The organism is Pseudomonas sp. AN-B15 (assembly GCF_019056475.1).
GTDB lineage: Bacteria > Pseudomonadota > Gammaproteobacteria > Pseudomonadales > Pseudomonadaceae > Aquipseudomonas > Aquipseudomonas parakoreensis.
Genome location: NZ_CP049737.1, coordinates 5350476 through 5364354 on the forward strand (window position 1 = coordinate 5350476; position 13879 = coordinate 5364354).

A 13879-nucleotide genomic window follows, 5' to 3' on the forward strand; every position below is an offset into this window, starting at 1 on the left:
ATTTCCTTAGACCACCATCGACACCGCCAACGGCAGGAACACCGCCGTGGCCACGCCCATCAGACTCATCGCCAGCGCCGCGAAGGCGCCGCACTCATCGCTTTCCTGCAGCGCCACCGAGGTGCCAACCGCGTGTGCGGTCATGCCCAGCGCCATGCCGCGCGCTTCAGGACTGTGCACGCCGAGCCGGGTCAGCAACGCCGGGCCGAAGATCGCGCCGATCACCCCGGTGATCAACACGAACACCGCCGCCAGCGCCGCCACGCCACCGATCTGCTCGGCCACCAGCATCGCAATCGGCGAAGTCACCGACTTTGGCGCCATGGTCATCAAAATCATGTGCTCGGCACCGAACCACCAGCCGAGCAACACGCCCATGCCCGTGGCGACCACGCCGCCTATCACCAGCGTAGTAAAAATCGGCCAGAACAATTGGCGGATGCGCTTGAGGTTCAGATACAGCGGCACCGCCAACGCCACCGTCGCCGGGCCCAGCAGAATGCTGAGGATCTCGGTGCTCTTGCGGTACTCGGCGTACGTCAGACCGCAGCCGACCAACACGCCGATCACCAACAGCATGGAGACCAGCACCGGCTGCAGAAAGATCCAGCGGGTTTTCTCGAACGCCGCCAGCACCAGTTGATAGGCACCGAGGGTGATGCCGATGCCGAACAGCGGATGATGAATGACCGAAGCCCAGGCACCTTGCCAATCGAAGAGCATCAAGCGTCCTCCGAGTTCGGTGCGTGTCGCTTGACCAGCCGTTGCATCAGCACCCCGGCGAAGGCCATCGACAGGATCAACGACAGCACCAGCGCGCCGACAATCGCCCAGAAATCAGCAGCAATGTCGCTCGCATACACCATCACGCCCACCGCTGGCGGCACCAGCAGCAACGGCAGATAACGCAACAGACTGCCGGCCGCGAGGTTCAGCGGCTCGCCGACTTCACCACGCATGATCAGGAACACCAGCAACAGCAGCAGGCCGATGATCGGCCCCGGCAGCACCGGCAACAGCAAATGGTTGAGTGCCGTGCCGAGCAGTTGAAACAGCACCAGCATGGTCAGGCCACGTAACAACATCAGACATCTCCCCCGCAAGTCCTCGGCATTATAAGCACGGCGGCGCTATGGATCGGCATTCGCCAAAAGCATGGTCGGTTGACCGGAGCAAAACGCCATGATGATCTACAGTGGTTCGCAGGGCGGACAAATCCCCCACCTGAAAAACTATAAAACCGATGAACCCAAGGAGAGTCTCAATGCCCTATGTTCCCGTTGCAGAGCTCAAAGATTATGTCGGCAAGGAACTCGGACGTTCCGAATGGCTCACCATCGATCAGGAGCGCATCAACCTGTTCGCCGAAGCCACCGGGGATTATCAGTTCATCCATGTCGATCCGGTCAAAGCCGCGCAAACGCCATTTGGCAGCACCATTGCCCACGGTTTCCTGTCGCTGTCGCTGATCCCGAAACTGATGGAAGACATCCTCGTGCTGCCGCAAGGCCTGAAGATGGTGGTCAATTACGGCCTGGACAGCGTGCGTTTCATCCAGCCGGTGAAGGTCAATTCAAAAGTGCGCCTGAAAGTCGACCTGGCCGAAGTCACCGAGAAAAAACCCGGTCAATGGCTGCTCAAGGCCACCGCAACGCTTGAGATAGAAGGCTCGGACAAACCGGCTTATATCGCCGAACCGCTGTCGCTCTGCTTCGTTTAAGTCACCGGATGCGAAACAGCGCACGCTGTTTCGCATCCGCGCTGTTTTCCCGGCTGTATAAGGTCACATGGCTGCGGCATACTCGGTCGCCTAATTGCCCGGATCCCGCTATGCGCCCACTCGCTTCTCTTGCACCCCTTGCCCTGACCCTGATGCTCACCGCGTGCGGCGACGGCGAATCGCTGTTGCCCCCGGATGCAAGGCTGCCGGACGGCGGACGCTATCGCGGTGAACTGGTCAACGGCTTGCTGCAAGGCCAGGGCCGCGTCGACTATCCCAACGGCAGTTGGTACGCCGGACAATTCGACAAGGGCCAATGGCATGGCCAAGGCGAATGGCACGGTAGCAACGGCGAGGTTTACCGCGGCCAGTTCCAACAGGGCCTGTTCGACGGCCAAGGCAGTCTGACCACCAACGCCAGCAGTTACAACGGCGGTTTCAAGCAGGGCCGACGCGATGGCGAAGGCACGCTGAAAGAAAACGGCATGACTTACCGTGGCGAGTTCAAGGCTGACCAGTATTCCGGGCTGGGGCGTCTGGAAATGGACGACGGCAGTTCCTATCAGGGCCAGTTCGCCCACGGCAAACCCAACGGCGAAGGCCAGCGCGGCGATGCCAGCGGCAACACCTTCAGCGGCCATTTCGTCAACGGCCAGCTCGAAGGCAATGGCACCTTCAACAGCGCCGATGGCGACATCTATGTCGGCGGCTTCAAGAACAGCCAACTGCACGGCAAGGGCCGCTATGAAAACGCCGACGGCGACGTCTGGCTCGGCCAGTTCAAGGAAGGCGCGCTGACCGGCAAGGGCGAATTGATCGGCGCCGACGGCAGCCACTACATCGGCTATTTCAATGACTGGCGCTTCAGCGGCCAGGGCCGTTTGAACCTGTCTGACGGCAGCTTCTACATCGGCGAGTTCGACAGCGACAGCTACGCCGGGCGCGGCACCCTGGTGCTGACCGACGGCACCGTACTCAGCGGCACCTGGATCAACGGCCAGCGCGTGCGTGACGCCGACGGCAAGCTGCTGCCCGACACCCTCGAACTCGGCTTGCTGGCCCAGGGCCGCCTGCTCGATAACGCGCTGGCCGCCGTGCCCGCCTCGACCCCGGCGGTGGAGTTGTACACCCTGACCCTCGGTGGCGACGGCAAGCAAAGCGTGTTCCTGCGCGAGTCCGACTACGTCGCCAACATGCTCACCACACGTTTCGGCGCTTACGGCCAGATCCGTCTGGTCAACCACCGTGACCACCTCACCGACCGGCCGATGGCCACCCGCGAAAACCTGCGCCGCGCCGCGCAGACCCTGGCCGAGCGCAGCGGCCCGGAAGACCTGGTGTTCATCTACCTGACCAGCCACGGCACCGCCGAACACGAACTGGTGCTCGACCAGCCGCGCATGGAACTGGCCGACCTGCCCGCCGACGAACTCGCCACGGTGCTGGCGCCGCTGAAGAATCGCGACAAGGTGATCGTGATTTCATCGTGCTATTCCGGTGGTTTCATCCCCGCGCTGAAAGATGAGCGCACCCTGATCATGACCGCCTCGCGCGCCGACCGCGTGTCGTTCGGTTGCTCGGAAGAAGCCAACTTCACCTACTTCGGCGACGCCTTGTTCGCTCAGGCGCTGAACCAGACCGACGACCTGGAGCAAGCCTTCAAACTGGCCAAGGCCACCGTCGCCGAGCGCGAACTAGCGGACAACTTCGAAGCCTCGGAGCCGCAGATCTGGGCACCGAAAACCGTGCTGGCGCACTGGCAACTGCTGCGTAAGCAGCAGGCCAGAAAAGCGTTGCAGAGTGCTGCGTTGAACGACGGAGCCACAAACAGCAACTAAGCTGAACAGTATCAAGGGAGAAACACTATGTACTTGACGCCTCAGCACGTATTGCTTGCCGGAGCCACCGGACTGACCGGTGAGCACCTGCTCGACCGTTTGCTCAACGAGCCGACGATCACCCGCGTGCTCGCCCCGTCCCGCCGGCCGCTGGCGGAACATCCGCACCTGGAAAACCCGGTGGGCGACCCACAGGCGTTTCTGCCGCAGCTCAGTGGTCGCGTCGATATCGCCTATTGCTGCCTCGGCACCACCATCAAACAGGCGGGTTCCGAAGCCGCGTTCCGCGCGGTGGATCTGGACATGGTCGTTGCGTTCGCCAAACGCGCGCGGGAGATGGGCGCGCGACACCTGATCGTGATCAGCGCACTGGGCGCCGATCCGAAATCGTCGATTTTCTACAACCGGGTCAAAGGTGAGATGGAGCAGGCGTTGCGCGCGCAGGACTGGCCGCAATTGACCATCTGCCGACCATCGCTGTTGCTGGGCGATCGCACCGAGCCGCGCCTGGGCGAACAGCTGGCCGCGCCGTTTTCCAAATTGATTCCCGGCAAATACCGCGGCATCGAAGCCTGCCAACTGGCCCGGGCGATGTGGCGTCTGGCACTGGAAGAACAGGATGGGGTGCGGATCGTCGAGTCGGATGAGCTGCGCAAGCTCGGCAAGTAGTTTTGTGGTGCCTGGGCTGGCCTCTTCGCGGGCAAGCCCGCTCCCACAGTAGTCTCCAGCGAACACAAACCTGTCGCACGACATCAATCACTGTGGGAGCGTGGCTTGCCCGCGAATGGAGTGCGCAGCACTCCCCTAAAATCCACCCGTCGCCTGGAACCCGACGCCGATCACGGTCAGCAACGACAGCGGCAACAGCACCGTATCGAGCAACGCACTCGCCGGCAGGTCCACCCCCGGATAGCTCGGCGCCTCAGCGCCGAAGCGATCCATCGCACAACATCCGCCATTCATCGCATACAAATCCAGACGCGTTCCGGAATACACCACTGGCGCGCCAGGTTTGGCTGCATCCAGCGTGCGCGCGGTGGCGCAGCCGGCCAGTTGCAGCGCCAGCACAATCGTCAGCAGCTTATTCATCGCTGCTCAGATGATGCTCGCCCCAACGCGGCAGCATGTCCTGAGGAATACCCAGCAGATTGAGAATCCGCGCGACAACGAAATCAATCAGGTCGTCGATGGTCTGCGGCTGATGATAGAAGCCCGGCGACGCTGGCAGGATGGTCACGCCCATGTTCGACAGCTTGAGCATGTGTTCCAGATGAATGCTCGAATACGGCGCCTCGCGCGGCACCAGAATCAACTGGCGACGCTCCTTCAAGGTGACGTCCGCTGCGCGTTCGATCAGATTGTTGCAGGCACCGGTGGCAATCGCCGACAAGGTACCGGTGGAACACGGCACCACAACCATCGCCGCTGGCGCGCCGGAGCCCGAGGCCACCGGCGACATCCAGTCTTCCTTGCCGTACACACGGATCTGCCCGGCAGCCGCTCCGGTGTACTCGGTGAGAAAAGCCTGCATCATCTGCGGTTTTGGCGGCAGCGTGACATCGGTCTCGGTGGCCATCACCAGCTGCGCAGCCTTGGAGATCAGGAAGTGCACCTCACGATCTTCGCGCACCAGGCAATCGAGCAGGCGCAACCCGTACTGCGCGCCGGACGCGCCGGTCATCGCCAGCGTGATGCGTTCCGGACCGCCGCTCTGGGCAAACGAGTTCATTGCAGTGCCTCGGCGAGCTTGCCGTGCAGGCCGCCGAAGCCGCCGTTGCTCATGATCACCACATGGGTGCCGGGCTGAGCCTGGCTCTTCACCCGTTCGATGATGCCTTCGAGCGAATCGCTGACAATCGACGGCACGCTGCACAGTGCCGCGGTGGCTGCCAGATCCCAACCGAGGTTGGCCGGGGCATACCAGATCACCTGATCGGCATCGACCACGCTGTCCGGCAGACCGTCACGGTGCGCGCCGAGCTTCATCGAGTTGGAGCGCGGTTCGATAATCGCAATCAGCGGTGCGTCGCCGATGCGCTTGCGCAAACCGTCGAGGGTGGTGGCGATGGCCGTCGGGTGGTGGGCGAAGTCGTCGTAGATGGTGATGCCGCGCACTTCGGCGACCTTCTCCATCCGGCGCTTGACGTTCTTGAACGCGCTCAGCCCGGCAATGCCCATCGCAGGCACCACACCGACATGCCGCGCCGCGGCCAGAGCAGCCAGGGCGTTGGCGACGTTGTGCTGACCGGTCAATTCCCATTCAACGGTGCCTTGGGACTCACCTTCGAACAGCACTTCGAACGCCGAGCCATCGTCCTTGAGCAACTTGACCTGCCACTGACCGCCGGCACCGGTGGTTTGCACCGGGGTCCAGCAACCCATCTCGATCACGCGCTGCAAGGCCGGTTCGGTGGTCGGGTGAATCACCAGACCTTCACTCGGAATAGTGCGCACCAAGTGGTGGAACTGTCGCTCGATCGCTGGCAGATCGGGGAAGATGTCCGCGTGATCGAACTCAAGGTTGTTGAGGATCGCGGTACGCGGGCGGTAATGGACGAATTTCGAACGTTTGTCGAAGAACGCGCTGTCGTATTCGTCAGCCTCGATCACGAAGAACGGCGTACCGCCCAGACGGGCCGACACCGAGAAATTCTGCGGCACGCCGCCGATCAGGAACCCCGGGCTCATGCCGGCGTGTTCCAGCACCCAGGCGAGCATGCTGCTGGTGGTGGTTTTGCCGTGCGTACCGGCGACCGCCAGCACCCAGCGCCCTTGCAGCACGTGATCGGCCAGCCATTGCGGGCCGGAGACGTACGGCAGGCCTTTGTTCAGCACATATTCCACCGCCGGGTTGCCGCGCGACATGGCATTGCCGATCACCACCAGATCCGGTGCCGGATCAAGTTGGGCCGGGTCGTAGCCCTGGGTCAGTTGAATGCCCTGGGCCTCAAGCTGCGTGCTCATCGGCGGATAGACGTTGGCGTCGGAGCCGGTCACGTGGTGGCCCAGCTCTTTGGCCAGAACCGCCATCGAGCCCATGAAAGTCCCGCAGATACCCAGAATATGAATGTGCATAGTCGACCTCGTAAAACATCGCCGCAGGTTAGCGCAGGGAGGGGGAAATCGCACTCTTTAGCTGATCACCATCACCCCACCTGTAGGAGCTGACGAGTGCAACGAGGCTGCGATCTTTTGATCCTGTAAAGAACAAGATCAAAAGATCGCAGCCTCCGGCAGCTCCTACAGGGGGATTTATGCGGTTCGGGCGATTCCGTGTTTGCGCAGCTTTCTGTAGAGGGTGTTGCGGCTGACCCCGAGCTGCTGCGCGGTCTGGGTCATGTGCCAGCGCGCTTGCTCCAGGGCATTGAGCAACGCCAGGCGTTCGGCGTCCTCCAGCGGATGCTCGGACTCAACCGTCTTCAGCGCAAGCGGCGGCTGCGCCTGGCGAATCATCGCCGGCAAGTCCTCCACCCCGATCCGCCCTTCATCGCACAACGCCGCCAGCGTACGCAGGACATTGCGCAACTGCCGCACGTTGCCCGGCCAGTTGAACGCCAGCAACGCCTGACGGGCCGCCTCGTCAATCACGATTGTCTCGCCGCCGGCCTCCTCGGCCAGCAGGAAATCCAGCAACTGCGATTTATCACTGCGTTCGCGCAGCGCCGGTAGCGCAACTTCGAGGCCATTGAGCCGGTAATACAGGTCTTCACGGAAGCTGCCGTCTTCGACCCGCTCCAGCAGATGGCGATGCGTGGCGCTGATGATCCGCACGTTGACCGCCTCCGGCTCGCCGCCGATCGGCACCACCTGCCGGTCTTCCAGCACACGCAGCAAACGGGTTTGCAGCGCCAGCGGCATGTCACCGATTTCATCGAGAAACAAGGTGCCGCCATCGGCCTGCTGCAGCTTGCCGCGCATGCCGTCCTTGCGCGCGCCAGTGAAACTGCCACCGCGATAACCGAACAGCTCGCTCTCGATCAGGCTCTCGGGGATCGCCGCACAGTTGAGGGCGACGAAGGCTTTGTTGGCACGCTGGCTGGCATGATGCACAGCTTTGGCGAAGGCTTCCTTGCCGGAGCCGGTTTCGCCATTGATCAGCAGCGGCACGTCGCGCTCGAACACGCGCAGCGCCTTGTGAAAATCCGCTTGCAGCGCGGCGTCACCGAGGCAGATGCCCGCCAGTGGCTGAGCTTTGGCCACGACCGGGGCCGGCATGATTTTCGCCGGTTTGCGCGACTCGCCACGCAGCAAGGCAAACAGATGCCGCCCATCGCGGGTGCGCAGCGGCCAACTGGCGCTGGCATTGGCGCTGGCACGGCCGAGCAACTCGTCCAGCGAGCAATCGAAAAACGCTTCCACCGGCTTGCCGAGCAAACCACCGCGAATATGCCCCAACAGGTTCAGCGCACTCTGGTTGACCGCGCTGATCCGCCCTTCGCCGTCAAACGCCAGCAGCCCTTCGCTGAACAAGCCGACGGATTCGGCCTGCAGATGAAAACGCAGCAACCACTGGTTATCGAAGCAACGCAGGAAATAGCAGCTCTCGATCATCTTCGCCGACAGATTGACCAGCGCCATGGTGTGGAACTGGCTCTGGCGCGAAACGTCGTGGCGCGCCGAGGATACGTCGAGCACTGCGAGCAATTCGCCGTGCGGGTCGAACACCGGGCTCGCCGAGCAGGTCAGGCCGGTGTGGCGACCGCGAAAGTGTTCGTCCTGATGGATGGTCAGCGCCTGGCGCTCGACCAGGCAGGTGCCGATACCGTTGGTGCCTTCGCAGGCTTCGCTCCAGTCGGCGCCGAGCCAAAGCCCGGCGCGTTCGAATATCTTGCGCTCGGCGGGTGCGGTGACGCAGTTGAGGATCACTCCTCGCGCGTCGGTCAACAGCACCGCATGACCGGCGCCGGACAGTTGTTGATGCAGGCTGCTCATTTCATTGCCGGCAATCTGTAACACCTGTTGCAGGCGCTCGCGGCTTTCAAGCACACGCCCGTGTTCGAGCACCGTAGGCGCCATGGTCAGGGCCGGATCGAGGTGGTAGTCCTCGAGACAGCGCAGCCACGAACGGGCAATCGACGGATCGGCACCCGGCCCGTGCAGGTGCGGCTTGCCCTGACTGACGGTGAGAACCTGCTGGGCATGGCGACTCAAATGGTTGTCGTGCATTTCTTATTATTCTCCCCGAAAGGTCGACGCAAACCTCGTGTAGGAGCTGCCGAAGGCTGCGATCTTTTGATCTTCAAAAACAAGGTCAAAAGATCGCAGCCTTCGGCAGCTCCTACAGGGTTTCTGTTGGCTGAGGATCCTCCAGGCAGGCCGGCATTGCAATGCTGGCAAGACCAGCCGGTCACAGGCTGTGCCAAAAGCGGTACAAACTGTCACCCGCTCTGTACCGAAACCATCACAAGCTGCGCCCGCCCGTCCGACACAAACCACGCAAGGCCTTGATTTGCCTGCCCTGCGCGGCAATGGCCCGACCTTTGCTCTACGCTTATAGCAAGCGCACTTGCGCGTTTCTCTAATAAGTACAAAGCCAAGGAGAACAACATCATGCGTTACGCTCACCCCGGTACTGAAGGCGCCAAAGTCTCGTTCAAGAGCAAGTACGGTAACTACATCGGCGGCGAGTTCGTCGCGCCTGTCAAAGGTCAGTACTTCACCAATACCTCGCCAGTGAATGGCCAGCCGATTGCCGAATTCCCCCGCTCCACTGCCGAAGACATCGACAAGGCACTGGACGCCGCCCATGCCGCTGCCGACGCGTGGGGTGCGACCTCGGTGCAGGCGCGCTCGCTGATCCTGCTGAAAATCGCCGACCGCATCGAACAGAACCTCGAAACCCTGGCGATCACCGAAACCTGGGACAACGGCAAAGCCATCCGCGAAACCCTCAACGCCGACATCCCGCTGGCGGCCGACCACTTCCGCTACTTCGCCGGGTGCCTGCGCGCCCAGGAAGGCAGCGCGGCCGAAATCGACGGCAACACCGTGGCCTATCACATCCATGAACCGCTGGGCGTGGTCGGCCAGATCATCCCGTGGAACTTCCCGCTGCTGATGGCCGCATGGAAACTCGCCCCGGCCCTGGCCGCCGGCAACTGCGTGGTGCTCAAACCTGCCGAGCAGACACCGTTGGGCATCTGCGTGCTGATGGAGCTGATCGGTGATCTGCTGCCACCGGGCGTGCTCAACGTGGTGCAAGGTTTCGGCAAAGAAGCCGGCGAAGCACTGGCCACCAGCAAACGCATCGCCAAGATCGCCTTCACCGGCTCGACCCCGGTCGGCTCGCACATCATGAAGTGCGCCGCCGAGAACATCATTCCTTCCACCGTGGAACTGGGCGGCAAGTCGCCGAACATCTTCTTCGAAGACATCATGCAGGCCGAGCCGAGCTTCATCGAGAAGGCTGCCGAAGGTCTGGTGCTGGCGTTCTTCAACCAGGGCGAAGTCTGCACCTGCCCGTCCCGTGCCCTGGTCCAGGAATCGATCTATGACGAATTCATGCAAGCGGTGATGAAGAAAGTCAGCCAGATCAAACGCGGTGACCCGCTGGACACCGACACCATGGTTGGCGCCCAGGCGTCCGAGCAGCAATTCGACAAGATCCTGTCGTACCTGGAAATCGCCAAGGGTGAAGGCGCCGAGCTGCTGACCGGCGGCCAGGTGGAAAAACTCGAGGGCAATCTGGCGACCGGCTATTACATCCAGCCGACCCTGCTCAAGGGCACCAACAAAATGCGCGTGTTCCAGGAAGAAATCTTCGGCCCGGTGGTGAGCATCACCACGTTCAAGGACGAAGCCGAAGCCCTGGCGATCGCCAACGACACCGAGTTCGGCCTCGGCGCAGGTCTCTGGACCCGCGACATCAACCGCGCGTACCGCATGGGCCGCGCGATCAAGGCCGGTCGCGTATGGACCAACTGCTACCACCTGTACCCGGCGCACGCCGCGTTCGGCGGGTACAAGAAGTCCGGCGTCGGCCGTGAAACCCACAAGATGATGCTCGATCACTATCAGCAGACAAAAAACCTGCTGGTGAGCTACGACATCAATCCGTTGGGCTTCTTCTAAAACCCGGGGCAACACAGATGTTTCTGTGTTGCCCTCCCAATAGCTATCGCTGGCAAGCCAGCTCCCACAGGGATCTTTGCAGATCTCGATAACGGGCACACCACAGATACCTGTGGGAGCTGGCTTGCCAGCGATGGCGTCCTCAATGACACAACACAAGGCCTGGCCGCTCTGGCACGGCACTTGCGTACCCGTCATTCAGGTTTTGCAAAAAAACTGCCGCTGCGTGAACAGCTTCCATCCACCTCAACCGCTGCACCCGAAAGTCCAACAGATCGAACAATAAAAAACAGAGAGGACTTATGACTTCCACCACACAGCTCAAACCCACACTCGGCACACTGCACCTCTGGGGCATTGCCGTCGGCCTGGTGATTTCCGGCGAATACTTCGGCTGGAGTTACGGCTGGGGCACTGCCGGCACCCTCGGATTTCTGGTCACGGCGCTGATGGTCGCGACCATGTACACCTGCTTCATCTTCAGTTTCACCGAACTGACCACCGCAATTCCCCACGCAGGTGGGCCGTTTGCCTACAGCCGCCGAGCGTTCGGCGAAAAAGGCGGGTTGATCGCCGGCATCGCCACGCTGATCGAATTCGTCTTTGCCCCACCGGCGATTGCCATGGCCATCGGCGCCTACCTCAACGTGCAATATCCGGGACTCGACCCGAAAATCGCGGCGGTCGGCGCGTATTTCGTGTTCATGATCCTGAACATCCTCGGTGTCAGCATCGCCGCCACCTTTGAACTGGTGGTCACGGTGCTGGCGGTCGCTGAATTGCTGGTGTTCATGGGCGTGGTTGCGCCAGGCTTCAGCTTCAGCAACTTCGTACTCAACGGCTGGTCCGGCGCCAACGAGTTCACACTGGGTTCGATCCCCGGGATTTTCGCAGCGATTCCGTTCGCCATCTGGTTCTTCCTCGCCATCGAAGGCGCGGCCATGGCCGCCGAAGAAGCCAAGGATCCGAAACGCACGATTCCCAGGGCCTATGTCAGCGGCATTCTGACCCTGGTATTCCTCGCCATCGGCGTAATGGTGATGGCCGGCGGTGTCGGCGACTGGCGCCAGCTGTCGAACATCAACGATCCACTGCCGCAGGCAATGAAAGCGGTGGTCGGCAACAACTCCTCGTGGATGCACATGCTGGTGTGGATCGGCCTGTTTGGCCTGGTGGCGAGTTTCCACGGGATCATCCTCGGCTACTCGCGACAGTTCTTTGCCCTCGCCCGCGCCGGTTACCTGCCGAAAAGCCTGGCCAAGCTGTCGCGCTTCCAGACCCCGCACCGGGCGATTCTGGCTGGCGGCGTGATCGGCATCGCGGCGATCTACAGCGACGGCCTGGTCAACCTGCAAGGCATGACCCTGACCGCCGCGATGATCACCATGTCGGTGTTCGGCGCAATCGTGATGTACATCATCAGCATGCTCAGCCTGTTCAAACTGCGCAAAACCGAACCGCACCTGGAACGCACCTTCCGCGCCCCGGGCTACCCGGTGGTGCCGGCGATTGCGTTGTTTCTGGCGGTGGTGTGCCTGGTGGCGATGGCGTGGTTCAACACGCTGATCGGCTGCGTGTTCCTCGGCTTCATGGCCGCTGGTTACCTGTACTTCCAGCTGACCGCCAAACAACGCGCCGACGCCCCGGCAGACGCTATGCTCGAAGGTATCTGAACTGCCATATAAAAGTGCACAGCGCCCATCCAGGCACTGTGCTGGAACTCTGTAGGAGCTGCCGAAGGCTCGGGCCGCGTTCGGACGATCTTTTGATCTTGTTTTTAGAAAATCAAAGTCAAAAGATCGCAGCCTGCGGCAGCTCCTACAGGGGGTTTATCGTTTACAGGAGGATATTGTGGCCGCATTTACCCATTCCGTCGGCGCCCAGACCTATCGCTTCGACAGCCTCAAGGACGTCATGGCCAAAGCCAGCCCGGCGCGCTCGGGGGACTTCCTGGCTGGCGTTGCCGCGCTCAACGACGGTGAACGCGTGGCCGCGCAAATGGCGCTGGCCGACATTCCGCTCACGCATTTTCTGCAGGAAGCGCTGATTCCCTACGAAGCCGATGAGGTCACCCGACTGATCATCGACACCCACGACAAACAAGCCTTCGCCGTGGTCAGCCACCTCACCGTCGGTGGTTTCCGTGACTGGCTGCTCAGCGATGCGGCGGACGAGACCAGCCTGCGCAAGCTCGCCCCCGGCCTGACCCCGGAAATGGTCGCCGCCGTGTCGAAAATCATGCGCGTGCAGGATCTGGTGCTGGTGGCGCAGAAGATCCGCGTGGTCACAAAATTTCGCGGCACACTCGGCCTGCGCGGACGCCTGTCGACCCGCCTGCAACCGAACCATCCGACCGACGAACCTTCCGGCATCGCCGCCAGCATTCTCGACGGCCTGCTGTACGGCAACGGCGACGCGATGATCGGGATCAACCCGGCCACCGACAGCATCGCCTCGATCTGCGCGATGCTGGAGATGCTCGACGCGATCATCCAGCGTTACGACATTCCGACTCAGGCCTGTGTGCTGACCCACGTCACCACCTCGATCGAAGCGATCAATCGTGGTGTGCCGCTGGATCTGGTGTTCCAGTCGATCGCCGGCACCGAAGCGGCCAACGCCAGTTTCGGCATCAATCTCAATGTACTGCAGGAAGGCTATGACGCGGGGCTGAGCCTGAAGCGCGGCACCCTCGGGCAGAACCTGATGTATTTCGAGACTGGCCAGGGCAGCGCGCTGTCGGCCAACGCCCACCACGGTGTCGACCAGCAGACCTGCGAAACCCGGGCCTACGCCGTCGCGCGGCACTTCAAGCCGTTTCTGGTGAACACCGTGGTCGGCTTTATCGGCCCGGAATATCTGTACAACGGCAAGCAGATCATCCGCGCCGGCCTCGAAGATCATTTTTGCGGCAAGTTGCTCGGCGTGCCGATGGGTTGCGACATCTGCTACACCAACCACGCCGAAGCCGATCAGGACGACATGGACACCTTGCTGACGTTACTCGGCGTAGCCGGGATCAACTTCATCATGGGCATCCCCGGTTCCGACGACATCATGCTCAACTACCAGACCACCTCGTTCCACGACGCGCTCTACGCCCGTCAGACTTTGGGCCTGAAGCCGGCGCCGGAGTTCGAGCAATGGCTGGCGAACATGGGTATTTTCACCCAGGCGGACGGCAAGGTCCGCTTTGGCAACAACCTGCCGCCGGCCTTCCGCCAGGCGCTGGCGCAACTGGGATGAGTGT

General features: G+C 61.9%; 12 protein-coding genes. 6 read left to right on the forward strand and 6 right to left on the reverse strand.

Annotated elements, in window-relative coordinates:
* Positions 1 to 6 precede the first annotated feature (6 nt).
* Complete coding sequence (locus GTQ41_RS24225) at positions 7 to 723, reverse strand: LrgB family protein (RefSeq protein ID WP_007960614.1); 717 nt, start codon at positions 721 to 723, stop codon at positions 7 to 9.
* Positions 723 to 1085: a CidA/LrgA family protein gene (locus tag GTQ41_RS24230; RefSeq protein WP_047296821.1), complete on the reverse strand. Its 363-nt coding sequence runs from the start codon at positions 1083 to 1085 to the stop codon at positions 723 to 725. Before GTQ41_RS24230 ends, GTQ41_RS24225 begins: the two co-directional genes overlap by 1 nt.
* Before the next feature lie 179 nt (positions 1086 to 1264).
* On the opposite strand from GTQ41_RS24230, the gene GTQ41_RS24235 reads away from it, so the two are divergent.
* The 3 genes from GTQ41_RS24235 (at position 1265) to GTQ41_RS24245 (ending at position 4227) form a co-directional block, all read left to right on the forward strand.
* Complete coding sequence (locus tag GTQ41_RS24235; protein WP_003228575.1) at positions 1265 to 1720, forward strand: MaoC family dehydratase; 456 nt, start codon at positions 1265 to 1267, stop codon at positions 1718 to 1720.
* A gap of 110 nt (positions 1721 to 1830) precedes the next feature.
* Positions 1831 to 3558: a C13 family peptidase gene (locus GTQ41_RS24240; RefSeq protein ID WP_047296822.1), complete on the forward strand. Its 1728-nt coding sequence runs from the start codon at positions 1831 to 1833 to the stop codon at positions 3556 to 3558.
* A 27-nt stretch (positions 3559 to 3585) separates the two neighbouring features.
* A complete protein-coding gene (locus tag GTQ41_RS24245) occupies positions 3586 to 4227 on the forward strand; it encodes an oxidoreductase (RefSeq protein ID WP_007968134.1) in 642 nt (213 codons plus the stop codon).
* A 135-nt stretch (positions 4228 to 4362) separates the two neighbouring features.
* On the opposite strand, the gene GTQ41_RS24250 is transcribed toward GTQ41_RS24245, so the two are convergent.
* The 4 genes from GTQ41_RS24250 to GTQ41_RS24265 form a co-directional block, all read right to left on the reverse strand.
* Positions 4363 to 4647, reverse strand: a complete 285-nt coding sequence (locus GTQ41_RS24250) for a YceK/YidQ family lipoprotein (protein ID WP_047296823.1) — start codon at positions 4645 to 4647, stop codon at positions 4363 to 4365.
* Positions 4640 to 5287, reverse strand: coding sequence for a flavin prenyltransferase UbiX (gene ubiX / locus GTQ41_RS24255; protein ID WP_047296825.1), 648 nt, complete (start codon positions 5285 to 5287; stop codon positions 4640 to 4642). Before ubiX ends, GTQ41_RS24250 begins: the two co-directional genes overlap by 8 nt.
* Positions 5284 to 6633: a UDP-N-acetylmuramate:L-alanyl-gamma-D-glutamyl-meso-diaminopimelate ligase gene (mpl, locus tag GTQ41_RS24260; protein ID WP_047296827.1), complete on the reverse strand. Its 1350-nt coding sequence runs from the start codon at positions 6631 to 6633 to the stop codon at positions 5284 to 5286. Before mpl ends, ubiX begins: the two co-directional genes overlap by 4 nt.
* Before the next feature lie 177 nt (positions 6634 to 6810).
* Positions 6811 to 8724 carry a sigma-54-dependent Fis family transcriptional regulator gene (locus GTQ41_RS24265; RefSeq protein ID WP_047296829.1) on the reverse strand — a complete coding sequence of 638 codons (1914 nt, stop codon included), beginning with the start codon at positions 8722 to 8724 and terminating at the stop codon, positions 6811 to 6813.
* Positions 8725 to 9108: 384 nt separating this feature from the next.
* Between GTQ41_RS24265 and GTQ41_RS24270 the strand changes: the two genes are divergently transcribed.
* The 3 genes from GTQ41_RS24270 to GTQ41_RS24280 all read left to right on the forward strand — a co-directional run bounded on the left by GTQ41_RS24270 (position 9109) and on the right by GTQ41_RS24280 (position 13875).
* A complete protein-coding gene (locus GTQ41_RS24270) occupies positions 9109 to 10629 on the forward strand; it encodes an aldehyde dehydrogenase family protein (RefSeq protein ID WP_047296830.1) in 1521 nt (506 codons plus the stop codon).
* 302 nt (positions 10630 to 10931) lie between these two features.
* Positions 10932 to 12302: an ethanolamine permease gene (eat, locus tag GTQ41_RS24275; RefSeq protein ID WP_047296833.1), complete on the forward strand. Its 1371-nt coding sequence runs from the start codon at positions 10932 to 10934 to the stop codon at positions 12300 to 12302.
* A gap of 178 nt (positions 12303 to 12480) precedes the next feature.
* Positions 12481 to 13875, forward strand: coding sequence for an ethanolamine ammonia-lyase subunit EutB (locus tag GTQ41_RS24280; protein ID WP_047296835.1), 1395 nt, complete (start codon positions 12481 to 12483; stop codon positions 13873 to 13875).
* The last annotated feature ends 4 nt before the right edge of the window (positions 13876 to 13879 follow it).